Source organism: Priestia sp. YIM B13486 (assembly GCF_042787865.1).
GTDB classification, from domain to species: Bacteria; Bacillota; Bacilli; order Bacillales; family Bacillaceae_H; genus Priestia; species Priestia megaterium.
On record NZ_JBHZOZ010000007.1, the window covers coordinates 73,047 to 95,725 of the forward strand.

A 22,679-nucleotide genomic window follows, 5' to 3' on the forward strand; every position below is an offset into this window, starting at 1 on the left:
AAATTCCCTGTCACTATCCTACCCTAATAAATGAAAGGGAGGCTTTAACTATGAACAAAAACAGCAGCAAAGACATCAGAAGAAATGCACCAAAAAGCAATTCTGGACAGCCAGAACCGCTAAGCGGATCTCATAAAGTAAAAAACCGTAAGCATTCTCGCCAAAAACACAATAGCGGACATGATATGTAAAACAGCGGCAAGCTCTCTATAGAGCTTGCTTTTTTATGCGTAGAAAAGACAGCTAGTACTTCAAGCTTATTCTTTGCGCAGGAGTTCACTAAGTACATAAACGCGCATATGATAGTAAAGTGAAACAGTTTAAATAATGGAGGAACGCAGAAATGAAAAACAAGCGTCTGCCAGCAGACCAAATGTTTGTAAAAGGCTTTCAAGAGTTGTTAGAAGTCATGCTTTCAAATCCCTTTATGAGTTATTTAGATTATGATTCCGTTCGTATAGATTTATTTGAAACAGAACAATCATTTATTGTCGAAGCTGAATTATTAGGGTATCACCCTAAGGATATTATCGTTCAGATAAAAGCTGACCACTTACAGCTGACAGCCAAAAAATACTGCATTAGAGAATTTCATGATGAAAAGCAAGGAACGCTTGCAAGAGAACAAATGGAAGAAAGCGTTGAACGTACAATCGACTTTCCATTTCCATTGATGAATAAAAAAATTACCGCTACATTTAGTAACGAAATCCTTGAAATTACGATTTCTAAACATGAGACAAATGAATCTAATCAGCAAATAGTCCCTATTGATTTCCAATAAAGCTGCAGATGTTGTCTCTGCAGCTTTATTGGAACTATTTAATTGTTTATTTAGCACATAGTTTTTTAAGAATATTCTTCTTTTCAAAACAATGGGATATCTAATTTATTTTACGGCACACTACTAAAAAAGAGTAAAAGGAGAACGTTTATGCTTCATACTGCCTGGAAAGGTAAAATCAGCTTTGGATTAATTGATATCCCTATTAAACTGCACGGAGCAATTGAAGAAAAAGATGTAAAGCTGCGCACGCTACACTCCGTTTGCCATACACCTATTCATCAAGAAAAACATTGCCAAACGTGTGGACGAGAAGTAGAATCCGATGAACTGGTTAAAGGATACGAAACTGCGACCGGTCAGTTTGTTGTACTTTCACAACAGGAAATTGACAGTGTCAAAGAGCCCTTTACAGCAAACAAAGCCGTTGAATTGTTACACTTTGTTTCGTTAGATGACATTGATCCCCTGTTTTTTGATAAGCCCTACTATATTTCTCCTGGGGAAACAAGCCTAAAAGCTTATTATACTTTATTAAATGCACTTGAAATAACGAATAAAGTCGGTATTGCGGATGTATTTTTATATTCCAAACAGCAAATGGCAATTATTCGTTCCGTGGGCGGATCTCTTGTTCTTCACACGATGCATTTTGAAGAAGAGCTTCGTTCAGTCACAGATGTGCCTAACTTATCCAGTACTTCTTCCATTAATGAAAGTGATACACAAGTGACGGTGGAATTAATTGATAAGCTATCTACTTCTTTTAATCCGTCTATTTACAAAAACAACTACCGAGACGCCTTACAAAACGTCATTCAACAAAAAATAAATCAAGGCGAAGTTACAAAAGGCAGCGGAAGCGAAGAACGAGATATTCGACATTTAATGGAAATGTTAAAAGTGAGCATAGATCCTTCTACTTTACACCCGACAAAATCAACAGCAGAGAAAAAAACTTCATCCTTAAAAAAGAAAGCATAAAAAAGCTAACGAAGAAATTCGTTAGCTTTCATTTGCAACAGAAGTCTTAGGAACAATAGTTCCATATGACGCCGGTATTTTTAAATATTGCGTTACTTGATTATTTTCTACAAAGACAATAAAGTTATCTTTTTTATCTTTTCCAATACCTTTTGCTTTTGCTTCAGACCACGTGAAGCCCAGCTTTTCATTTACCTCACTGCGAGTCGTTTCCGGTCCAAAAACATATACTTTATCCCATCTAAAATCACATAATTCATTAAAATCAAGGATGGAAGCTTCTTCTTTACTTTGATTTGTTTTTTTAATTTCATTAATTACAGTTTGCTGAAGTTGCGCTTGGTTGCGTTCGCTGTATACCCTGTCAATAAAAAAAGTTGCCAATAGCGCTACTAACGTGAATAGTAGAATCTTTTTCACTTCGTTGTCCTCCTGAAACGTTCTCTGCACATGATACGACTTCTTTTCGATACGGTTTTATTCTCTACTATTCTAGAAAATTCAACAGGAAAATACAACTAAAATCTCGAAATGTCATCAAAACATAAAAAACTTAACACTATGTCAACGCATAAAAAAAGACTTGTTCACTTTCTATCTATTCACCTACTCAGCGCTGAAAAAATGTGGTTCTACCGTACAAATAGCTTCAATAAATTCTTCTACTAACCCTTCTTCTCCCGGCAAAAAAGGCAGCGCGCCAACTCCAACACGTTCAATACTTTTATAAAAGTGATGCTGCTTATAGTCCTCTGCTTTCCCTGGAAACAGCACAATCGCTGTTTGTACCGGTTTTATTCCATTTTCCTCTACAATAGCGTCTCGGTAACGATGCATGGTATTAATATCTTCTTCTCTAGGTGAAGGCGTATCGTGATTTGGTTTGATACGATACTTAGCGTCAAAAAGATATACACTTTTTTTCTCCCCTTGCTTTACTTCAAGCAGTAAGTCCGGCTTTTGAATAACGGTATGAGTATGATGGTATGCTTTCTGATACCATAGCGTGACTTCTGCTTTCCCCACTTGAAAACGATGATAAGACGGCTGCATCCTGACGTTCAACCCTTGTTCTGTCGTTGTCATGATGTTTTGTTCTATCCGTTTGCCGTAAGTTTGCAACTTCTTTAAAAGACTAACATACGTCCAGTATTCATAGAGAGTTGCGATATCTTTTAATGAAAGGTGGTAAAACTCTCCGTTAAGAGCCAACCCTCGCGTTAAGAACATAAAGTATCTGCTTGCTTCCCGGTAGCGGGGTGCCGTACGCAGTGTAGGAGGAAGAGTTGAAGCTTGTAGGGTCTTCACCCGTTGCCAAAACGCATTATTTAACAGTCTTTTTAATTCGGCATGATTAGTTTCTAGAGCCGATACGGCTTCTTTTTTTACATATCTATCTTCTATCAATTTGTCAATTAGGGCAGTTAGCTTATGATACAGCTGCGTCATCATCCATTTTACACTTTGGTTTTCTAGATTATCATAGGTAGACACATGCCTGGTGCCAATAGCTTTTGTGGGTACTACTTTTATATTCCGATTAATTTTAATCCCCCTGCTTGAAGGTGCAAGATAGGTAGGGTGGGTTCGGACAAAAGATATAGCACGGCTATCTTGTTTTTTTATTTGATCGCCTCTCATGAGCTCATGTTCAACTTTTACCGATTGAAACGGCTGATTTTCAATCTGACGCACAGAATGAAGAAAGGGTTTCATATAGTGAGAGAGAACATGATAAAATTCCGTCCATGTTGCTTGCTTAGACCAAACAGATTTGGCTTGAATATATGTTTTACGAAGCATATCGTATGCCAAATCATGAATGTATCCGTTCACTTCATCGACCATGTGTACATAGTCTGTCTTGTAGCTCATCTTTGAAGGGAAAATTTCAAGAGTAAAGGAGAGCTCTTTTTCTCTTTCGCTGTAAACATGAAACGTAGAATACCCTACTTCATTTTGAAAGCTTATATTTCCCGTCAAAATGTAGGGAAATCCTACGCTTTGAAAGCTTTGTTCAACTGCTTTTGAATCGTGGTTAACAAACAGTCTTGTTTGATTTTTAGAAACAACTGTAATTTGATAGGTTTCATTTTCAAAAAATAAAGGCTCAAGCGGCGGTTTTGAAGTCATCATGCCTTTTGTTTGATTTAATACTTTTACATGTGTAATTCCTTTTCCTGTACAAGAAAAAAACATCACTTCTTCTGCAGATTTTATTTTTTTCTTATTTTTCCCTTTTATAACCACCGTACACGTGTCAGTTTCAATTTCAACGTACGGTATTAATCCAAAATGACGTGTATCCGTATACTTCAAAACGTCTCATCATCTCCATTATTTTGCGTGCGCTTTTAGGAAATCTCATTCCATCTGCATTTACGACAGCTGTCTCAAATTCATCATCTAACAGCGTATTTGTACAGTAATAATAAAGGTTTTTTAATAAATCAAATGTGTACCCATCGCTTCCTGAAATACGAGGCAAAACTTTTTGCAAAACCTGAAAATCAAACGCCTGATCAAATGTAAACATTCCGCTTTTCACCGCGTAAATTAAATAAAAGCATATTTCGTCGCGTACGCGGTAACCTATTTGTAAATCGACTTCTATAAGCATCTCATTGATGGTTAGCAGTTCATTTGTTACTTCGTGAATGAGCTCAGCATGTTCAACATACGCATCTTTTAAGTGAACATATTGACTTTGAATTTGTACATTTTGAATGCCGTGCTGAGACGGATCTTTATCATCTGAAAAATCAAAAGAATCTAGTTGAATCTTATTTAACTCAATGGTGTTGGTACGATCTAACAGCTTTTGACTAAACCCATGAGTTGTTTCATCCATATTAATTGTACCGATAATGAGAAGATTAGATGGCAAATAAATATCTCGGAACATCTTATGTCCCGGGAATAACGGAGCCGTTTTGATTTTCCCTTTTGACCAGCTCCTGCTTTCCATCACGCTTAAAATATCGCTAAAATAATGTTCAACTCGAGCTAAGTTCATTTCATCCAATATGGCAACATATGTGTAAGCTGGATGCTGAATGGCTTGCTGCATAATGGACAGAAACGATCCTCTTCGAAAATCTCCTCTTAAATCAATATATCCTAATAAATCTGAACTATCGTGCCAATCGGGTCGAACCGGAATGAGCACTTGTCTTCCATTTTCAATCGTGGCACCGATACTATCTGCTAAGAGCTGAGCAAGCTTTGTTTTTCCTGTCCCGCTCATTCCGGATAAAACAATAAACGGTTTAGTCTTTAAAGCAAAGTAGGCGTTGGCTATATCATGTCGTTCATATGTAAATCCAGATTTCCTAATATACTCATGAATATGGACGATGGCGTCTTTGTCTCCAATCATCTCTTTGCTCATTCCGTATGTTTTTATATACTGTTCATGCATACTTAGCAGTAAATGCAAGTCCTCTTGCAGCTGATCATTGCTAGGTAAGTCTGCTATATTGTAAGGAAGGTAAAGAGCTACTCTATCCTCAAAGCTTTTCGCTTCCATGCTTGTACCAATGACAATATGATTATCTTTCAATACGCGGGCATGTTCAGGAGTAAAAAATCGAATGTCTTTCAGATCTGTTCCTTCTTCTGAGTCTCCTCTCATCATGACTAAGTAAATACGCTGACCGTCTTCACTGAATAAATACGCGACCATCACGTCACTCTCTATATTCTTATTCGCAAGGGTCACGTAAGGAAATGTTTCAGCGTGGTGTCCCGATATACGCATTTCTTCTCGATTTATATGCTCCAATCGATAAAGAGAAATCGGAAGCCTGCGTGTAAGCATATTTTCTATTTCATGTTTTACAAGTACGTCTCCACCCATTTGTTTATAATGTTCCGCTACATACAGCAGCCGCTCGCGCAAACTCATCGAATTCTCTCCTTTCTGCCTTCACTGCAGTTTGTAAAAATAAAAAGCATCGTCAGCTGACCACGCAAAAGGTTCATTTCTTTTATTATAGACGCTTTCTTCGTATAGTAAGCTATTTTATAACGTTAGGAAACACTACATTATTCTTTTCTCTACATACATGTTTATGTTCATTTTAATGAAACATGACAGAAAAGAAAAGCGTTAGGGGCTTAATGAATGAAGGGGCAATGATATGAACAGAAAAATAAGCAGCTTGTGTGCCCAAGGATAAAACACCCATTATGCTACATGATTATTTAACATCTGATGCTTTTGGCTGAGTAAAGAAAAAGATAAAAATAATAAGCGGCAGGGCGATAAGAAAAATACTCGTCTCTGAAGGTCTTACTGTAGGTATATCCGTTAATTAGACCTACGTGAGCAGGCGAAGTAAGCATATCTTCTTCTCTTGTGTTCAATATTTTAACCAGCCTTCCACCCACAGCTTTTGAAGCTAGATAAGCAAGCAGCTCTAGCTGAACAGCTGCTTTTCCTCCATACCCTCCTCCTACTAGCGGTGTTTCAACGATCACTTTTCCCGCTTCAATTTCAAAGTACTCACTGATTAATTTTTTGACCATAAAAGGAGCTTGAGAAGAAGTGATAATTTTAACTAATCCATTTGGAAGGATTTCAGCAGCGGCGCTTCTTGTTTCCATTGCCGCGTGATCTGAAGGAGATAGAGAAAATGTTTCTTCGACTATTAACTCACTTTTTTGCCAACCTTCTTCTATATTGCCTTTTCGAATTTTAACTCTGTTTGCTACGTTGGTGCCGGGTTCTGGATACACCGTTTCATCATGCTTGTAGATGTGCATATGTTCATGCACTAAAGGAGAATCAGGCTCAATAGCGGCGCTAGGAGAATGTACGACAGGCAACGGCTCATATTGAATATGAACGGAGCTCGCCGCACGCTCAGCGAGTGCAGGAGTTTCTGCTACTACCAGGACTACGGCTTCTCCGTGATACCGCACTTTTTCAAATGCAAGCGGTCGCCGGTCACGAACTCCTTCCCCGGTTAACGGCAAATGCTCACCCGTCACAACCGCGTGAACACCGGGAATAGCAATCGCCGCTTGGACGTCTATTGCTTGAATCCTTGCATGAGCGTAAGGACTGACTACTATTTTGGCATGCAGGGAGCCTTTAAACATGTAATCATTTGTGTATCGAGCCGTACCCGTTACTTTTTCCAATGCATCTTTTCGAATCACGCTTTTTCCAATGATCTCCACTCTTTTCACCTCCATCAATCAAAACAGTCGACGTTTCTCTTTGTATATCTTTTTAATGTGTTCATACGCTTGGTTTGTATCAACATCCATAAAAAGGGAAGCGTCGGTCCATTCGTAAAATATTCCATTTTCAGGTCCGCTTTGTCTTATGATTTTTCTTGCCCCTTGATCTCCTTGCAGCTTATCCAAGCTTGAAAACATTTGTTTTGAAAATAAAACCGGTGCTCTGGAAATTCCTTGATAAAAAGATGAAATAAATGGAACAGAAAAATGTTTTTCAAAAAGAGAAACAAATGTATCTATCAGCACGATGCTTATAAGAGGCTGATCTGCCAACAGCACAATAATAGCATCAGCGTTTAATTCTTTTGCTTTTTTTAATCCGCATTTTAAAGACGCAGACTGATCTTTTAAGGCGCTACTACAAGAAGTATGACTCCACTTCTGCTGATATGCTTCTGAAAAAAGAATAGGGTCAATCCACTCCAGATGATCTCCTTTCTTAGTTACTACTATCGTATGATTTACTTTTGAAGAAACAGCTTTTCGTAAAGCTTTACTTCCCAAACATCCATTCCCTAAAGGCAGCAGCAGTTTATTTCTGCCCATCCTTTTACTAGCTCCTGCGGCAAGATAAACAGCAACAATATTTAACCCGGACATTTTCATCCCTTTTTTTCATCATACATTCGGAGGTTTTGAATTAGTTCAGCAAGAATACTAACAGCAATTTCCTGCGGTCCTACCGCTCCTATAGAAAGTCCTACCGGCGAATGAATGCGTGAAGAAATATCAGTATTCAATAATCGAAGTGTTCGCTTTTTAGATCCTAAAACTCCTATATACTTCACAGGGTTTGATTTTAATAGCGAGAGAATTTCTTGATCGCGATAAAAATTATGCGTCATGATCACAACAAAATCATCGCTTTGTATGGACAGCTGTTCGTCTACTTCCTCTGGAAATCCAATATGTATTTCCTCTGCTAGCGGAAAATGTTCCTTATTACATAAAGCCGGTCTCCAGTCGCATAAGGTAACAGAAAACCCCGTATTGGCAGCAAGTGATACTAAGTATTTTGCATCGGCACCTGCTCCCCAGATAACTAGACGAGGCTTTGGTTTATATAGATGAGCATATGTGAGCAGGGAGCAATTTGAAAGTTGAATACCGCTCTTTCCCCCATTCCAATCATCTGTTGCAAAAGATGATGTGTCGCTATTTCCACCAAATATTTCGCCCGTCTTTTCTACATAAAAAGAGGTTGTTTGAATAAAGTTTTTTTCTAATTTTTTAATATGCAAAACAGGATTTCGGTTATCTAAATGACGTTTTACCCGCAAAAGATTTTGCTTCATCCTCGCAGTTACAGGTTCTAGGAGAATATAGAGAATTCCATTGCATCCTGCTCCTTGTCCCCACCCCGCGTCGCTTTCTTCTTTTAAATTATACGTAACGGTTAATACGTGCTCAGTGTCGAACAACTCTTTTACGCGCTCAGCAATATCTGCTTCTACACAACCAGCGCTTAACATCCCAATGTTCTCTCCATTTTCTTGAAACAGCATGGACGCTCCTTCTTTTAAATATGAGGATCCTTCTACATGAACAATCGTTGCCAACACACTTTTTACTGTTGATGTGTTTACAGCATGTAAAATATCGTGCATTTTTATTATTCCCTCCTTTTCCTGTCGAGGTTTTAAAATCTTTTCACGTTTTACACAGAACTACAATACGCTACAGTAGACCACTTCTACTCTCTGAATGAATCCATGTATTATTCATATTTTCAAAGAAGCTACAATAAGCTTTTAAAGACTTAGAAGAACTGTCGTTTGAAAGGAGAATAATATGCTATTCGACTCAACAAAAATCAACCTAGGAAAATTGAACGTTCGCAGTGCTGATCAAGCAAGCAGTATTTCTATTGGAAATACGTCAAAAGTTACAAGATATGTTACAGCAAAGAAAAATCAGGCCTTCGGACAGCAGCACGCTGATCAATGTTTTACAGCGGGATCTGCTTACAAAACTGTAGATAATGATTATGTAGATGCATTTGCAACAAAAAATGATAAATAAGGAGGAAACCATATGATTTTTTCGCCTATGGTCATTAACTTACAAGCCTTCAAAGTGAACGTTTTGGATAATTCATCTGTTTTAAGCATAGGACCTAATCAGCAGCTTGATGTGTTCGTATCTTATAAACGTAATCAAGGTCTGGGAGAATCAAACGGAGATTTTTCTCCGAACGTAACTCCGTTCTCATGGATTATAGACTCAGATGTAAATGATTCAAACTCAGTTAAAAATAGCGTAATTTAATTTTTTCATCTCCTCTACCTCTACTGCGCACAACTAGCAGCATATCTTCATCTATTCGTCTATTAGCATTCAATCGGAAGCCTAATAAATATAACCTGCATCTGAACTGGCTATATTTATTAGGCTTTTTCTATGAAATGGGCACTTTTTGAAAAGATGATGGGCTGTCAATTTGATCTCGATCATCGACACAGCTTCTCGTTCCTATAAAGCCGCTATCATCACCAAAATTTTGCCCAAATCCCTGTGTTTTTTTATCTGAATTATTCCAGTCTGCTAGTAAATTCTGTCCGATATTTACTGCAGACGCATTTTCAAAGGAATTTATCTTTAGCATTAAAATATTAATATTTATAGATGCACCTGCCATTTAAACCACCCCCCTTTCAAACTATATTCAAATTCCATCTTTTTATGATGTGTGGTAAGGAGGAAACCATATGGACTTTGATAAACTTATGCAGTGGATGGAATTTGCTAAAAAATATCAAACAAATGACTTTTGGAACGGTGTTTTTGATCAAACTGCTTTTAACGAATTTATGAAAGAAAATATGGATATGAATGCTCCTGATTCATATCAGGCACCTCAGGCTTCTAAAAGTACTTTTCCACCTGTTGACATTTACGTTACCCCACATGAAATCATTATTATCGCTGACTTGCCCGGCTATCTAAAAGAAAATTTGCACGTGTCTGTTTCAGGCAGCCGGCTTTTGTTAAAAGGCTCACCGCACCCTCTCATTACAGGACAGCCGGTTGTACAAGAACGACCTTCTGGAGACTTTAACCGAATTATTGAATTGCCAGAGCCTACGGATGCGCATCATCTGCGTGCGAAATTTGAAAATGGACTGCTTATTCTTTCTTATCACAGGCAGTTTTTCCAAGAAGAACGTATTCACATTGAATAAGGCTTAGTAGTTTTATGAATGAAATTCAATAGTTCACATAAGCATTTATAAACGCAAAGAATTTAACGTGAATTTCCAAACTAGACCAATATATATTTATCTAACTGTTATTACATCGGAAATAAGCCCAAGATGAGGAGAAGCGAAATGTCTATGAAAGGATTTTTCAACCCCAAACAGACTAACCAACAGCTTCATACTGAGCTAGCGGACTTCAAACATCAAATCAAGCGCATTAACACGCTTGAAGTTCACATGAACCGTTTTTTAAAACTCGAACCGCAAATTGGTTCTCTCATAATGCTCAAAAAAAAGCTGGAGGCTCAGCCCTCGCACTCCAATGATTCTTCACCTTCACAAAGAAGCACTCATAAAAATGCTGAACAAGCATATGCAAAAGATAAGAAAGAGATTGCTAACCAGCTTCAATTTTTAAAGGAAAAAGTAGCGCAATTGGAACAAGTGATCTCCATGCAACCCCCTCGCGATAAAAAGATAGACGCTGTACCTTATATGGATATAACTCGGTTAGTAGAACAATCTGTAGAAAAACAAATGGCTCCCTATATCGAAAAAATGACCGAACTAGATAACAGAGTTTCAGCATTAGAACGCAGCATGTCGCTTTTAACTGAAGTACAGGTGGACATGCTAAAACGAACGTCTTCCCTTCAAGAAGAAGTGAAATTGATTCACCAAAAAGGCACACTTTTAGAAAATGCTCCTCCGCCTATTCATATTGATAAATTTTTTCTTGATAAATACGAACAAAACAACAATATTGGCCAAGTGGGCATTAAAGAACTCGGCGGTACTTTAAATATCGGAGCTACATACGGAAGCGGAGCTATACCAAAGGATTTCACGGACCAAATCCAAAAAGACATGGAAGAGTTAAAAAACGCTAAATCAGATATTTCTTCTGGTAAAACGAAGCCTGCACAAGAGGAAAAAGAGAATTCTTCTTCCTCTTTCGAAAAAAAAGACACGTATACGGAAGTTCCTATTTTTGATGAAGATGATCCAAAGGAAGAGTCAGTCTAAAAAAGTCATAAAATTATATGTAGTTATGACTAGAATTTTTGCAAGCTATTCTTTACACTATAGGTAATAACTTCAAAAAAGGAGATATGCTGATGCCAAAGCTTTTATGGAGAATAGGTGCTGTCATGTTGCTAATGTGTGGAGGCTTTATCTTTTTATTTATTGCTGCTTCGCAAATGATGGTTCAGCAATACAAACCTTTTTTTAGACGCGAGAGTGCATAACTCTCGCGTTTTTTTATTGAATATTATCCTGTTTATGGCAATATATATATCAAAAAGATATAGGTGAGGAAAATAAATGAAGGAAAATCAAACAACATATGCAATTTTAGGACTGCTTACCACGGAATGCAGAACTGGTTATGAAATTAAGCAGTTAATGGATCGAAGTTTAAATCATTTTTGGAAAATCAGTTATGGCCAAATTTATCCCACTTTACAAAAGCTTGTGAATAATGAACTAGCAACGGTCAATTCCGTTGCTCAAACTGATAAACCAGATAAAAAAGAGTATGTAATAACAACTAAGGGAAAAGAAGTTCTGCAAGATTGGCTGCGTGAACCTATTAAGCAGCTCCCTTCCGAAAGAAATGAAATTTTGTTAAAACTCTTTTTTAGTAGTCAGCAAGAAAAGCAGCTCACAATTTCCCAGTTAAAAAACGCTCAGCAGAAACTAACTGAACGTTATCACATGTATTGCGGAATTGAAGACAGCATTTCTAACAGCCCTTCTCCCGACAGAACGTATTGGCTTATTACCCTAGACTACGGTAAACGAACAACGTGTGCTTCGATAGAATGGTGCAAAGATACGATTAATAAATTATATGATGAGGAGGCGCATAATTTATGATTCATTCCAATCGTATGATGGCTAAGCCTAGTCAGGAGTTGGTCGTCTTTGTTATAGGAATGCGCATTAATAAATGGACAGCCGTACACAAATGGTTCCCTGTATTTAAAGCAATGCCTCCTATGATTCGCGAGTTGTATACAAACAAAAACCTTGGCTTTTTATCTTTGCAAGGAACTTTTAATTTAAGAACCATCACGCTGATTCAATATTGGGAGTCAGTTGAGCAATTGACCTCCTATGCCAAAGGTCCTCAGCACTTAAAAGCTTGGAATTCTTTTTATAAACAGGCTTCAAAAACGAATGCAGTGGGCATTTATCATGAAACGTACGTCATTCCTGCAGGAAATTATGAATCAGTATACGTGAATATGCCTTTGTTCGGTTTAGCTAAAGCGCTTGGATCTGAAACCATAACGAAACATACTCAAACTGCCAAAAAACGTTTGAATGTTAAAAAGCCGCTTTAACTAAAAGCGGCTTTCGTTATATTTGTTATACATATATTTTCAGCATTTGATTGGCACCTTTTTGAAATTCGTACGGGACGTCTGCTATTTCTGTTCCCTTTACTAGAGGCGCAATCTCTTCTAACAGCTGCGGCAAATAGGTAGAAATCTTGCCGCTCAAATTCGTTAAAGGAAATAAACGTACTTCCTCTTTTGTAACGCGTATCAGTTCTTTTAAAGCTTCTAAATGAAACGTATAATCTAACCGGTCGCTGTACATAAATAAAAAGTTTGCACAAAGCGTTAAATCAAACTCGTTCTTTTGAAACGGCAAATTAGGAAGTGCTCCGTACTGATAGGCTTCGGGATTCTTTTTCATATGAGCAATACAATCTTTTAATGCTCTTTTTCGATGTTCAGTTAAATCATCAATAGACGAAAAATACTTCCACACATACTGTTCCTGTACGTGCTGCATTTGATTCATCGTATGAATTAAATCCAGGCTTCCTTTCTTTTCAAGCTCTTCTGCCGTAAATTTATAGGCAATATCACAGCTAGTAGCCTCCGTACCTTGCTGCAAGGCATGAGCAGTAAAAGAACAGGCCCCGCTAGCACAGTCTAACACTTTTTTTCCTTTTAAATACTTTTCATTCAAATTAAACATAGCTCTATACTCTTCAAACGTTCTGCCGATAAAAACAACTCGGTCAATTCCTAACTTTTTCTCCGCTAAACTCAACTCTACTCAGCTCCTATCTTTTACTTAGACTTTCATTTTACAGAAAATTGGATTAAATTCCAATAGTTTATGTAGTAATTAGTTTAACCACTATCTTTTGAAGGCCTAAAAACAGGCTCCAACACATAACTCCTATTGATAAACTCATAAACAAATGAAGAGAGTTTTTTAAGCAAATATAGACGACAGCAAGTAGTAAAATAGTGCCTGGCAGTCCATAAAGAACGCCTAGTGTAAACTGACTGACCACTTCCTTTTTTTCTCCTTGCACTGATAACCATATAATACTTAGTAAGCTCACAATTGGAAGGGCAGCCACAATTCCACCGTATGTCGGAAATCTTTTGGCCATTTCTGTTACCCCTGCAATAATAAGAGCCGACATTAAAATTTTGATGATACTATACATGTTTTGCACGCTCACTCAATAACTGAAAAGCCTGTTGAATCAGCTGTTTTTCAGATGCTGTCATTTCACGTAAAATAGCTGATACTTTTTCTTCATCCAAGCTTGAATTCCGTTTTAATAGGTCTTTTCCTGCTTCTGTTAAATGCAGAATTACTTTTCTTTCATCATGTATATCTCTATTTTTATATACATACCCTTTATCCATACTTCTCTTTACGTGTTCAGATGCCGTATTATGTGAAACGTGTAAATAATCCGCAATTTCTTTTATTCCAACCGAAGATGATTTATCTATATGCTGTAAAAGACGTATTGTTTGGTGTGTAATTTTCTCTTGATGCGTATAGTGCAAATGATAATAAATAGACGTCCAATAACTGTTTAACTCTTCTACTTTCATGATCCTGCTCCTTTATATCGTATTTTTAGTTATTATCGTATTATACGATATATATTACAGGAACAACAGCCAGGTTTCAATACTACCTTCTTTTTATCTGACATCTCACATAATAATACGATTTAACAGTTACACTAATCGTACACACTGTGAAAGGCGGTTGTATGACATTGATTCTTCGACTGTTAAAATGGGTTCCGAATCTCTTTACGATTGGAAATTTGCTAAGCGGCGTATTTTCCATAGCTTTTAATATGAATAGCTACGAACGCTTAGCTGCTCTTTTTATTTTTCTAGCCGCTTTTTTCGATTTATTTGACGGCAAAATTGCGAGAAAGCTGAAAGTTAACAGTGAGTTTGGTGTAGAGCTAGATTCTTTGGCTGATATTATAAGCTTTGGCGTAGCGCCTGCAATGCTATTTCATACTCTTTCTCCCCACTCTTGGCTAACCGTACTCGCTTTTATGATTTATCCAAGCATGGGCGCATTAAGATTAGCTAAATTTAGTGCAAATCCAACCATGGGTTATTTTATAGGGCTTCCTATTCCTTTTCCCGCTCTAATTATCGCCCTGCTTGGCATGTTTTATTACGTAAACCCTTACCTTATGATTATTTTAGCTATTTTGATGGTTAGCCCTATTCGAGTGATGAAAATTTAGATGCAATAAAAGACAGACAAAATGCCTGTCTTTTATAGTGCTGTCCATTCTTCGCACAGCATTTTATGCTTGAATTTCAGCTCATGTTCTCTTTTTTCAAGCTGAGCTTGTAAAGAGAGCCACTCGCTATTATCAGGTGCTGAGCATAATTTTTCTTCAAGGGACAGTAAGGAATCCAGTACGTCTTCAAGCTGAGCAGCTACTTCTCTTTGCTGTTTTATGTTCATTTTTTTCAACAGTAGTTTTTCATTTTTCTTCATTTTTTTCACCTCTTTCTTTTCTTTACCCAATGTTGAGTGTTTTAGTATAGAAAGTATATGGTTAAAAATATTTCTACTGTAATAAAGATTCTTTAATAGCTTATTTTATTTTTAATGGTTATTTAGAACATAGTTTAATAAGATTATTACATCTGATACAATTAGTAATACTTTTACAAACCGTGATATACTTAATAAAAGAAAGGATGATGAATAGAAAATTATGCTGCAAAAATTTGGTTTTTCTCAGTATGAAAGTCAAGTATATGAAGCGCTGCTTGCGAATGATGGCCCGCTGGATGCTAGTTCGATTGTTACGTATTCGCATGTTCCAAAAGCAAAAATTTATGAAGTGCTTAATCGTTTAATTGATAAAGGTATTGTAGTAAATACATTGTCCGGGAAAAAGAAACTTTACTCAGCGGTAGCCCTTCAAACCGTCATTCAAAAACTTACTGCTGATTTTGAAAATGACATTAATGAATTAAAAACATATAAAATTAAAAAAACGTTTACAGATGATCATGTTTGGAGTTTAAAAGATAAATCCTCTATTTCTGCTCACATTGAACAATTGATTGACGAAGCGGAATCTTCTATTATTTTATCCGCATGGAATGATGAGTTAGAACATTACCGCTCATTGCTAGAAGAAAAAGAGAAACAAGGCGTAAACGTCGAGGTCTTAACCATAGGAAACTTGCAGACTGCCCTCAAACATTTACATACATTAAATCCAATAGATGATCATAAAAACCTTGAGCCGTCGCAGTTGATTATTGTTGACGATGCTTACCTTTTATTTGCCGGCATTGAACATGAGACATGGAAAGCAATAAAAACCATGTCGCAGCCGCTTGTAAAAGTTTTTGCTGATTTCTTTTATCATGACGTCGCCCTTACCCATATTACAAAGAAATATCAAGAGCAGCTTCTTCAAGATTCTGAGATCATGGAGCTGCTTACTCGACTGCGATATTAAAAAGGTTACTAATTCATTAGTAACCTTTTTAATATTACCTATTGAAATCCTTTCTAAAAAAGGTTACTATTCTAGTTGTAACTTTTTAAAGAGGGGGTTTTTTGATGAATAAAAAAGTTTACATACTTGCGATTGCTTCCTTTGTTGTTGGAACGGTCGAATTAATTCTAGGAGGCATCTTAGACTTAATTGCCGATGCATTTCATGTATCATTAGCAAAAGCAGGTTATTTAATCTCTATTTATTCGTTTGTTTATGCCTTGTCTGCGCCGATTTTACTAAATGTGACGGCTAAGATAGAGCGTAAAAAAGTTTATATGTGGACATTATTTATTTTCTTATTGAGCAATGTATTTTCAGCCTACAGTTCGGGCTATTATATGCTACTGATTGGACGTATTCTTGCTGCTGCGAGCGGTTCTTTTATCATTGTATTATCTACCACAATGGCTTCTAGAATGGTAAAACCTGAATACCAAGGCAGAGCAATTGGCATCGTATTTATGGGAATCAGCGGCTCACTTGTTTTAGGCATTCCTCTTGGTATTTTGATTGGAAATGCGCTTGGCTGGCGTCAAGTATTTGTTATGATTGCAATTTTGACTGCCATTATTATGATTACCGTTTGGTTTACAATGGAGCGTCTAGCTCCTGCTCCAATTGTACCGTTAAAAACTCAGGTAAAAGCTTTACGCAATAAAAAGATGCTCGCTATTCACCTAGCAACATTATTTGTACTTGCGGGCCATTTAACGCTTTATGCGTACTTCACACCATTTTTACAAGAAACGCTAGGATTAAATACAACAATGGTGACCATTATTTATGGTATTTTTGGTCTTGCTGCCGTGGCAGGAGGAGGACTTGGAGGAGCTGTTTCTGATAAATGGAACCCTTCTTCATCTGTTATCACCATGATTGCTCTCTTTTTTGTTAGCATGATTGCTATGCCTTTTGGCGTTCATTTACCATTTATTGTGTTCTTGCTTCTTATGATCATTTGGAGTGCGCTCAGCTGGGCGGTTTCACCAGCTCAAAGCAATTTAATTATCCATAGTGCACGCGACACGTCGGACATTTTAATCAGCACTAATGCAGCGATTTCACACGTAGGAATTGCGATCGGCTCCTATGTTGGAGGAATTGTCGTTAATCAATACTCTGTTATTTATAACGGCTGGGTCGGGTCTATTTTTGTTTTGCTTGGTCTTTTCTGCTCTCTTTATGCGGTAACACGAACAGAAAGCACAGCAGATACGCTTCACAGTAAATAAGCTTTTATAAAAAAAGCGTACACATATAGTGTACGCTTTTTTTGATTATGATGGGTCTCCATGCATTTCAGCTGCAAATTGAGATTCGGACATGACGATAAAACCATGCTTTCTTAGCAATGCAGTCGTTACCCCTTCACCTGCTATTTTAACGTTTGAAAATGCCCCGTTATATATATGTTCACTTCCACATGAAGGGCTGTTTTCTTTTAGTACAATAACAGTAGCTTTTATTTCTTTTGCGATGCTCAGTGCCTTATAGGCCCCGTCTATGTATATGTCTGTCACGTCTTTTCCCGATCGTTCAATAACTCGCGCATTTCCGTTTATTACGTCTATCCCCGTTCCTTTTATAATTTCTGCCGGTTCTCTAGGCGTGTGAAATCCACCTAACAGTTCCGGGCACATCATCACCGCTTCTTTATTTTCAACGAGCGCTTCAATTTCCTCAACTAAGGCACTGCTTCCATTATATCTGCAAGCTTGACCTGCTAGGCAGGAACTAACCAAAATCATAGAATTCTCCCTCCCATAAAAAAACACTTCTCATTCATCATACAAAGAATATATGATGAATGGAAGTGTTTACCTCTTATATTTTATTCAAGATCACTCTTTGACTCCTGCTCTTTGTCTCGATCCGTTTTCGCTTCAAATTCAGAGCGAGTCATTACGTCCTCTACATGCATATTTACTTCTACTACCTCTAATCCCGTCATATCGTGAACTGATTTTTTCACATTATTAACAGTTTCAGAGAAAATGGCTGGAACATTTTTTCCGTATTCGACAATTACTTTTAAATCAAGGGCAACTTGCTTTTCTCCTACTTCAGCGTTAATCCCTTTTGTGATATCTTCAGTGCTGCGGAAGCGATCTGTTAACCCGCTCATAAATCCGCCGCTCATTGATAAAATTCCTTTAATTTCATTAGCTGCAATTCCAGCAATTTTTTTAATGACTTGATCTTCAAATGTTAATGTATTTTGATGTGTATTTTGATGTGTATTTTCCTGAGATTTTACTGCTGTATTTGTTTCATTAACTGCCATAATTAACATCTCCCTTAAAGTGATTTTCTATCTTCTAATAAAGAATCCTACCCAAGCATTTATATCTAAATGACCGTCTCGCCACTTCCCAATTACATAACCAATTCCCATAAAAGCTACAATTAGCAGCGTGGGACCAAAACCAATTGTTAATAGCAAAATTGCCAACACTAAACCTGCCAGAATACCAAGTACTCGGCCACGGTACGGAATCAATTTATCTGGAGTACTCATTATGTCCCTCCTTCATCACACAACACGCTCTTTCTTTCGTGTTTGTGTATCTGTTAAGTCAATACGGACGGAGTGAACGGGAAGCTCCAGTAAGGCCTCCACGGCGCGTTTTGTTTCAAGCTGCATTTCTTTTCCTAGTGTTGGTAGTCCATCTCGTCCAAACAACGAACAGTTGATATACAGACTAACTTTTTCTTTGCGAGAATGAATAGATGCCTGGACTTCAGGAGAGCGTATTCCCTGAAAGCTTCTAATTGCTCGTAAAGCTGTAGATTCGATCGTTGCTTTAGAAATTGTTATTTTGCCTTCACCAGTTACAATTGCTAAATTCTTTTTAGGCGGTCTGCTAAATATGCCTGTTAAAAGAAAAATAATAAAAATAACTGCTAAAAATGCGCTTATTGATAAAATTGTGTAGTAAAACCACTCCTGATGCCGCCACTTTTCTAACCAGTTTGAAAGGTGAGGAACCCTATAAACCATCAGTGCTAACATACCGGAACAAATCAGTCCTGCAATTCCAATAATTGCGATTAAAAACCGATTAAAATTATTCAATTTTCCACCTCATCTCAACGTGAACTCCTACTGTTTTTTTGTTGTGTGTAAAGGGAAGGCAACGAGATATTCAATAGTTACCCGCAATATTTTTTTGATAAACTTTCTAACTGTAAAACTGAATATAAAAAAACGACTAGGTTTCCCTAGTCATTTTCCGCGTCTCTATACGTTGTCTTGTGAGCTTTGATGAACTTATTACCATTTATTAAACCGCCAATTAATAAAATAGCGGCCGTTAAATAAAACCAGACCATTAAAATGATAATACTTCCAAGCTGACCATAGATTTGCGAGTAGCTTCCAAACTGGACATAGTATCCAAATCCGGTAGATACAACTTGCCATCCTAGCGTGGAGAAAACAGCTCCTGGAAGTACATCTTTCCACGTTACTCTTGCGCTTGGCATCAGTTTGTAAAAAAGAATAAAAAAGCCTAATAAAAATAATGTCCCAATTCCCCATCTAATTGTCGTCCAGCTTTGAAACCATATGTCAGGAACATGGACTTTTGTTAGTACCAGATGTCGAATGACCTCTTCAATAATTGGTACAAATAATGAAATAGCTACCACAACCATAAAACCAAAAGTTAAAATTAAATCATTGATTAAACCGCGTAAAAACGTTTGTTTTCTTTGAATATGATACGCGTCATTTAACGAGCGAACCAAAGATTGTATAGCCATAGATGCGAGCCAAAAAGTCGCCAATAAACTAAAAGATAAAACCTTTTTCCCGCTATTGTTAACTGTTTCAATTGACCGTTCAATTACGTCATAGGCGCTTTTAGGCGTAAATGGTTCAATAAATACCAGCAAATTGTTTGTATCAATTGGAAAGAAACTCAGCAGAGAAAAAAGAAAGATAATAAACGGTACAAAAGATAACAAAAAATAGTAGGCTGTTTGAGCAGCCTGATCAAAGAAACGCTCCGTAAAAAAACGAGCGGCAACGGTCTTAGATGTTTGAATCATAACAGCGTTCTCCTTTACTTTCGCTTCACTCTGTAGTGAAATTCATATTCAATTTTTATGTTCAACATGTATTGGATAAGTTTCGGCTTATAAAGCTTTCCTTTTCCATTATCCACGGTTGACAAAGAATTTAACCTGTAAAATTATACAGCCGGTTCATAAAGAAGATATTATTATAATTACATCTGCCATTACCACCATATTAATAGATCTTCTTTTCCTTTCATAAAACCATAAATTCTTTGGGACTGCTTTCCCTTTTTTCTTACTTCTTAAACTTTTTTACGCTATGTTAAAAAAGTAAAACATAAGAGCACCGATCAGCATCAGCATAATCATTAAAACAAAAATAACCAAAGCGTGAGAAGATTGATACGTTTGGCTGTTAATTTTTTTGCGGGTTGAAAAATAATGATAGGTTGAGAAGAGAAGCAAACCTGCACTTGCAGCTAAAGAAAAGATAATAACAGCAATAATAAGAGTATCGGCTGCTTCACTTAATGTTTTTCCAGAATTGAAATGTAGGCCGCCTGCAACAAAGCCAATGCCGAGTGTGGCAATAGATGTTCGAATCCACGCTAAATACGTTCGTTCATTTGCCAAATGCTGCTGAATATAAATGGATTCATTTTCTTTTTTAGTCATTTACATACCACCGTCTTTTTATATGTCTTCTATTATAAATAAATGCTCAAACGAAAATAAATTGAGGACGCTTCACGCCACATTATACCCGAAAAGAACGAATTATTACCATCTTCAAGCGGCTAAAAAACCCTAACGTAAAACTGTACCCCTTTCTATTTTCACTTCACGTTAATAGTTCACTAAGTGAATCATTTTATTTTTAAATATTTCTGATATATGGTATAATTTAAACTGATAAAAAGATGCTGCATGTATGCTAAAAGAGCAGGCCGTATGGTTTCGCTCTTTTGTTGTTTTCACGCCATGCGGCACAACGAAAGAAGGAAATAGAATGGAATTATGGAAACGAAACTTGTACATTTGCTGGTTCGGTTCTTTTTGCACCACAGCCGGGATGAGTTTAGTTATTCCGTTTTTACCGCTTTATATTGAAAAGCTGGGAGTTCACGATACAAGCTCCATCAGCAGATGGGCTGGTATTGCCTTTGGATCTACCTTTTTAATGGCGGCTATTGTTTCTCCTTTATGGGGGAGCTTAGCCGATAAATATGGGCGAAAGCTTATGCTCCTTCGCGCAAGCTTGGGTATGGCAGTTGTTATGACTTCCATTGGTTTTGTGCAAAATGTCTATCAGCTTGTCGGACTGCGCTTTTTAATGGGGGCCGTTTCCGGCTTCATCTCTGCAGCCATTACGTTAGTAGCGACTCAAACACCTAAAGAGCACAGCGGTAAAGCATTAGGTACGTTGTCTACAGGGGCTGTATCAGGATCTTTATTAGGACCGCTAGTAGGCGGCTACTTAGGAGATACAATCGGGCTACGCCATGTCTTTTTCGTGACGGGTGCATTTATGTTTTTGTCTTTTTTAATTGTAAATTTAATTCAAGAAGACAAAAAAGAGACGGCGAAAACAACGAAAGAATCTAACATTGGGTTACTGTCTCTTAAAAATTCAAAGGCCGTGATTGGTGTATTTGTTACAACTTTTTTACTGCAGCTTGCAGTTATGGCTATTCAGCCAATCGTTACACTGTATGTAAAACAACTGTCTACTCATACCGATCACCTTGCCCTTATTTCAGGCTTTGTCGTAGCGGCAACAGGAATTTCAAATATTTTAGCTGCATCAAAACTTGGCAAAGTCAGCGATCGCGTGGGTCCTCAAAATGTGCTTCAAATATGCCTGCTTATCGTAGCGGTGATTTGCGGCTTACAGGCCTTTGTGCATAGTACTTGGCAGCTATTCTTACTTCGTTTTTTACTCGGTTTTGCAATGGGAGGATTATTACCTTCTATTAATTCTTATTTAAAGAAAATTGTACCGGACTCGATTACAGGCAAAATGTTTGGCTATAATCAAACAGCGCAATATTTTGGGAATTTAGCTGGTCCAGTCATTGGCGGACAAATTGCCGGAGCTAAAGGAATTCCTTACGTATTCTTAACAACCAGTGTTCTTCTACTATTGAATGCTGGGTGGGTGTATTATCAGCGCCATCACGGAGAACAGCTAGACGGTAAAGCCGCATAAAAAAACCTTCCGTTTTAACGGAAGGTTTTTCTATTACCACAAGGGTTCTTCTTCGCTGCTTACTTCATAAGAAAGTGGCATCATAACAACCGCTGCTATGAAGAAAATAAGCTCCGCGACAACAATGGATGGAAAGGAAAAGTCAAATAGTGAGAGAATAAGCCAAATAATAAGGGGTGCAAATGAGTAGATTGATAATCGCTTTTGGGATTTTGCAGAGATATACTGTTGTTTGTCACAGTGTGGGCATTCTAAAACGTTTCTAAATGTTAACAGTTGTTTAAAGGTTGTCCTCCAGTTCCATTTATGATTACAATTTTGACAGGTGGCCATGGGCATCACGCTCCTAAAAAGATTTATGTACATATAAAGTATACGTACAAGTTGGTATAGAGTTTCATT

The 22,679-nt window shown here is 37.3% G+C and carries 31 protein-coding genes and 1 pseudogene; 14 read left to right on the forward strand and 18 right to left on the reverse strand.

The window, feature by feature from the left end; genetic code table 11:
* The first annotated feature begins 50 nt into the window (after positions 1–50).
* The 3 genes from ACFX4G_RS18550 to ku all read left to right on the forward strand — a co-directional run bounded on the left by ACFX4G_RS18550 (position 51) and on the right by ku (position 1,768).
* Positions 51–191, forward strand: coding sequence for a small acid-soluble spore protein P (locus tag ACFX4G_RS18550; protein ID WP_013057256.1), 141 nt, complete (start codon positions 51–53; stop codon positions 189–191).
* Positions 192–343: 152 nt separating this feature from the next.
* Positions 344–784 (forward strand): Hsp20/alpha crystallin family protein, encoded by a 441-nt coding sequence (locus tag ACFX4G_RS18555; RefSeq protein ID WP_043982838.1) that lies wholly within the window; start codon positions 344–346, stop codon positions 782–784.
* 150 nt (positions 785–934) lie between these two features.
* The gene (gene ku / locus ACFX4G_RS18560) at positions 935–1,768 is read left to right on the forward strand and encodes a non-homologous end joining protein Ku (RefSeq protein WP_028408343.1); all 834 of its coding nucleotides are present in this window, start codon (positions 935–937) and stop codon (positions 1,766–1,768) included.
* A gap of 21 nt (positions 1,769–1,789) precedes the next feature.
* Here the strand turns inward: ku and ACFX4G_RS18565 are convergent, their stop codons facing one another.
* The 6 genes and pseudogenes from ACFX4G_RS18565 to ACFX4G_RS18590 all read right to left on the reverse strand — a co-directional run bounded on the left by ACFX4G_RS18565 (position 1,790) and on the right by ACFX4G_RS18590 (position 8,625).
* Positions 1,790–2,188, reverse strand: a complete 399-nt coding sequence (locus tag ACFX4G_RS18565; protein ID WP_013057259.1) for a hypothetical protein — start codon at positions 2,186–2,188, stop codon at positions 1,790–1,792.
* 186 nt (positions 2,189–2,374) lie between these two features.
* Positions 2,375–4,087: a DUF2357 domain-containing protein gene (locus ACFX4G_RS18570; RefSeq protein WP_377576100.1), complete on the reverse strand. Its 1,713-nt coding sequence runs from the start codon at positions 4,085–4,087 to the stop codon at positions 2,375–2,377.
* Positions 4,041–5,675 carry an MrcB family domain-containing protein gene (locus ACFX4G_RS18575; protein WP_377576103.1) on the reverse strand — a complete coding sequence of 545 codons (1,635 nt, stop codon included), beginning with the start codon at positions 5,673–5,675 and terminating at the stop codon, positions 4,041–4,043. The genes ACFX4G_RS18570 and ACFX4G_RS18575 overlap by 47 nt, the downstream gene beginning before the upstream one ends.
* A 410-nt stretch (positions 5,676–6,085) precedes the next feature.
* Positions 6,086–6,955 (reverse strand): annotated as a pseudogene (locus ACFX4G_RS18580) (xanthine dehydrogenase family protein molybdopterin-binding subunit); the annotation flags it as partial.
* Between the two features lie 18 nt (positions 6,956–6,973).
* Complete coding sequence (locus tag ACFX4G_RS18585) at positions 6,974–7,624, reverse strand: NTP transferase domain-containing protein (RefSeq protein WP_377576106.1); 651 nt, start codon at positions 7,622–7,624, stop codon at positions 6,974–6,976.
* On the reverse strand, positions 7,621–8,625 hold the full coding sequence (locus tag ACFX4G_RS18590) for an XdhC family protein (RefSeq protein WP_377576109.1): 1,005 nt from the start codon (positions 8,623–8,625) through the stop codon (positions 7,621–7,623). The genes ACFX4G_RS18585 and ACFX4G_RS18590 overlap by 4 nt, the downstream gene beginning before the upstream one ends.
* A gap of 184 nt (positions 8,626–8,809) precedes the next feature.
* Here ACFX4G_RS18590 and ACFX4G_RS18595 point away from each other — a divergent pair, with 184 nt between their 5' ends.
* Together ACFX4G_RS18595 and ACFX4G_RS18600 are read left to right on the forward strand one after the other, a co-directional pair.
* Entirely contained in the window at positions 8,810–9,040 is a 231-nt protein-coding gene (locus ACFX4G_RS18595; RefSeq protein WP_043982849.1) for a hypothetical protein, read from the forward strand.
* 12 nt (positions 9,041–9,052) lie between these two features.
* Positions 9,053–9,286 (forward strand): hypothetical protein, encoded by a 234-nt coding sequence (locus tag ACFX4G_RS18600; protein ID WP_013057270.1) that lies wholly within the window; start codon positions 9,053–9,055, stop codon positions 9,284–9,286.
* 130 nt (positions 9,287–9,416) lie between these two features.
* On the opposite strand, the gene ACFX4G_RS18605 is transcribed toward ACFX4G_RS18600, so the two are convergent.
* Positions 9,417–9,656, reverse strand: a complete 240-nt coding sequence (locus ACFX4G_RS18605; protein ID WP_013057271.1) for a hypothetical protein — start codon at positions 9,654–9,656, stop codon at positions 9,417–9,419.
* Positions 9,657–9,726: 70 nt separating this feature from the next.
* Between ACFX4G_RS18605 and ACFX4G_RS18610 the strand changes: the two genes are divergently transcribed.
* From ACFX4G_RS18610 to ACFX4G_RS18630, 5 genes are all read left to right on the forward strand, one after another.
* On the forward strand, positions 9,727–10,200 hold the full coding sequence (locus tag ACFX4G_RS18610; protein WP_043982850.1) for an Hsp20/alpha crystallin family protein: 474 nt from the start codon (positions 9,727–9,729) through the stop codon (positions 10,198–10,200).
* A gap of 147 nt (positions 10,201–10,347) precedes the next feature.
* Positions 10,348–11,244: a hypothetical protein gene (locus tag ACFX4G_RS18615; RefSeq protein ID WP_043982852.1), complete on the forward strand. Its 897-nt coding sequence runs from the start codon at positions 10,348–10,350 to the stop codon at positions 11,242–11,244.
* Positions 11,245–11,336: 92 nt separating this feature from the next.
* On the forward strand, positions 11,337–11,468 hold the full coding sequence (locus tag ACFX4G_RS18620; protein ID WP_013057274.1) for a hypothetical protein: 132 nt from the start codon (positions 11,337–11,339) through the stop codon (positions 11,466–11,468).
* Positions 11,469–11,544: 76 nt separating this feature from the next.
* Positions 11,545–12,099, forward strand: a complete 555-nt coding sequence (locus tag ACFX4G_RS18625) for a PadR family transcriptional regulator (protein ID WP_016764331.1) — start codon at positions 11,545–11,547, stop codon at positions 12,097–12,099.
* Positions 12,096–12,569, forward strand: a complete 474-nt coding sequence (locus tag ACFX4G_RS18630) for a DUF4188 domain-containing protein (protein ID WP_323619037.1) — start codon at positions 12,096–12,098, stop codon at positions 12,567–12,569. Before ACFX4G_RS18625 ends, ACFX4G_RS18630 begins: the two co-directional genes overlap by 4 nt.
* Before the next feature lie 25 nt (positions 12,570–12,594).
* Here ACFX4G_RS18630 and ACFX4G_RS18635 read toward each other — a convergent pair whose 3' ends face one another.
* The 3 genes from ACFX4G_RS18635 to ACFX4G_RS18645 form a co-directional block, all read right to left on the reverse strand.
* Positions 12,595–13,290, reverse strand: coding sequence for an SAM-dependent methyltransferase (locus ACFX4G_RS18635; RefSeq protein WP_075421669.1), 696 nt, complete (start codon positions 13,288–13,290; stop codon positions 12,595–12,597).
* 67 nt (positions 13,291–13,357) lie between these two features.
* On the reverse strand, positions 13,358–13,699 hold the full coding sequence (locus ACFX4G_RS18640) for a DUF3147 family protein (RefSeq protein ID WP_016764334.1): 342 nt from the start codon (positions 13,697–13,699) through the stop codon (positions 13,358–13,360).
* On the reverse strand, positions 13,692–14,099 hold the full coding sequence (locus ACFX4G_RS18645; RefSeq protein ID WP_043982857.1) for a MarR family winged helix-turn-helix transcriptional regulator: 408 nt from the start codon (positions 14,097–14,099) through the stop codon (positions 13,692–13,694). Before ACFX4G_RS18645 ends, ACFX4G_RS18640 begins: the two co-directional genes overlap by 8 nt.
* Before the next feature lie 170 nt (positions 14,100–14,269).
* On the opposite strand from ACFX4G_RS18645, the gene pssA reads away from it, so the two are divergent.
* Positions 14,270–14,761, forward strand: coding sequence for a CDP-diacylglycerol--serine O-phosphatidyltransferase (gene pssA / locus ACFX4G_RS18650; RefSeq protein WP_176521268.1), 492 nt, complete (start codon positions 14,270–14,272; stop codon positions 14,759–14,761).
* Between the two features lie 32 nt (positions 14,762–14,793).
* Here the strand turns inward: pssA and ACFX4G_RS18655 are convergent, their stop codons facing one another.
* Entirely contained in the window at positions 14,794–15,021 is a 228-nt protein-coding gene (locus tag ACFX4G_RS18655; protein ID WP_016764339.1) for a hypothetical protein, read from the reverse strand.
* Between the two features lie 223 nt (positions 15,022–15,244).
* Between ACFX4G_RS18655 and ACFX4G_RS18660 the strand changes: the two genes are divergently transcribed.
* Positions 15,245–16,003, forward strand: a complete 759-nt coding sequence (locus tag ACFX4G_RS18660; RefSeq protein WP_013083389.1) for a TrmB family transcriptional regulator — start codon at positions 15,245–15,247, stop codon at positions 16,001–16,003.
* 104 nt (positions 16,004–16,107) lie between these two features.
* Positions 16,108–17,277 (forward strand): MFS transporter, encoded by a 1,170-nt coding sequence (locus ACFX4G_RS18665; protein WP_025751718.1) that lies wholly within the window; start codon positions 16,108–16,110, stop codon positions 17,275–17,277.
* A 45-nt stretch (positions 17,278–17,322) separates the two neighbouring features.
* On the opposite strand, the gene ACFX4G_RS18670 is transcribed toward ACFX4G_RS18665, so the two are convergent.
* The 6 genes from ACFX4G_RS18670 to ACFX4G_RS18695 form a co-directional block, all read right to left on the reverse strand.
* Positions 17,323–17,793 (reverse strand): 2-thiouracil desulfurase family protein, encoded by a 471-nt coding sequence (locus tag ACFX4G_RS18670; RefSeq protein WP_162214343.1) that lies wholly within the window; start codon positions 17,791–17,793, stop codon positions 17,323–17,325.
* 83 nt (positions 17,794–17,876) lie between these two features.
* Positions 17,877–18,329 (reverse strand): Asp23/Gls24 family envelope stress response protein, encoded by a 453-nt coding sequence (locus tag ACFX4G_RS18675; RefSeq protein ID WP_323619032.1) that lies wholly within the window; start codon positions 18,327–18,329, stop codon positions 17,877–17,879.
* Positions 18,330–18,356: 27 nt separating this feature from the next.
* A complete protein-coding gene (locus tag ACFX4G_RS18680; RefSeq protein WP_377576116.1) occupies positions 18,357–18,563 on the reverse strand; it encodes a DUF2273 domain-containing protein in 207 nt (68 codons plus the stop codon).
* Positions 18,564–18,578: 15 nt separating this feature from the next.
* Positions 18,579–19,121, reverse strand: a complete 543-nt coding sequence (amaP, locus tag ACFX4G_RS18685; RefSeq protein ID WP_016764345.1) for an alkaline shock response membrane anchor protein AmaP — start codon at positions 19,119–19,121, stop codon at positions 18,579–18,581.
* A gap of 146 nt (positions 19,122–19,267) precedes the next feature.
* Positions 19,268–20,098: a YihY/virulence factor BrkB family protein gene (locus ACFX4G_RS18690; protein WP_014459853.1), complete on the reverse strand. Its 831-nt coding sequence runs from the start codon at positions 20,096–20,098 to the stop codon at positions 19,268–19,270.
* A gap of 282 nt (positions 20,099–20,380) precedes the next feature.
* Positions 20,381–20,743, reverse strand: a complete 363-nt coding sequence (locus tag ACFX4G_RS18695) for a YidH family protein (protein ID WP_043982866.1) — start codon at positions 20,741–20,743, stop codon at positions 20,381–20,383.
* A gap of 334 nt (positions 20,744–21,077) precedes the next feature.
* Here ACFX4G_RS18695 and ACFX4G_RS18700 point away from each other — a divergent pair, with 334 nt between their 5' ends.
* On the forward strand, positions 21,078–22,277 hold the full coding sequence (locus tag ACFX4G_RS18700; RefSeq protein WP_043983117.1) for a multidrug efflux MFS transporter: 1,200 nt from the start codon (positions 21,078–21,080) through the stop codon (positions 22,275–22,277).
* Positions 22,278–22,310: 33 nt separating this feature from the next.
* Here the strand turns inward: ACFX4G_RS18700 and ACFX4G_RS18705 are convergent, their stop codons facing one another.
* Entirely contained in the window at positions 22,311–22,610 is a 300-nt protein-coding gene (locus ACFX4G_RS18705) for a TIGR04104 family putative zinc finger protein (RefSeq protein WP_016764349.1), read from the reverse strand.
* Positions 22,611–22,679: the final 69 nt, after the last annotated feature.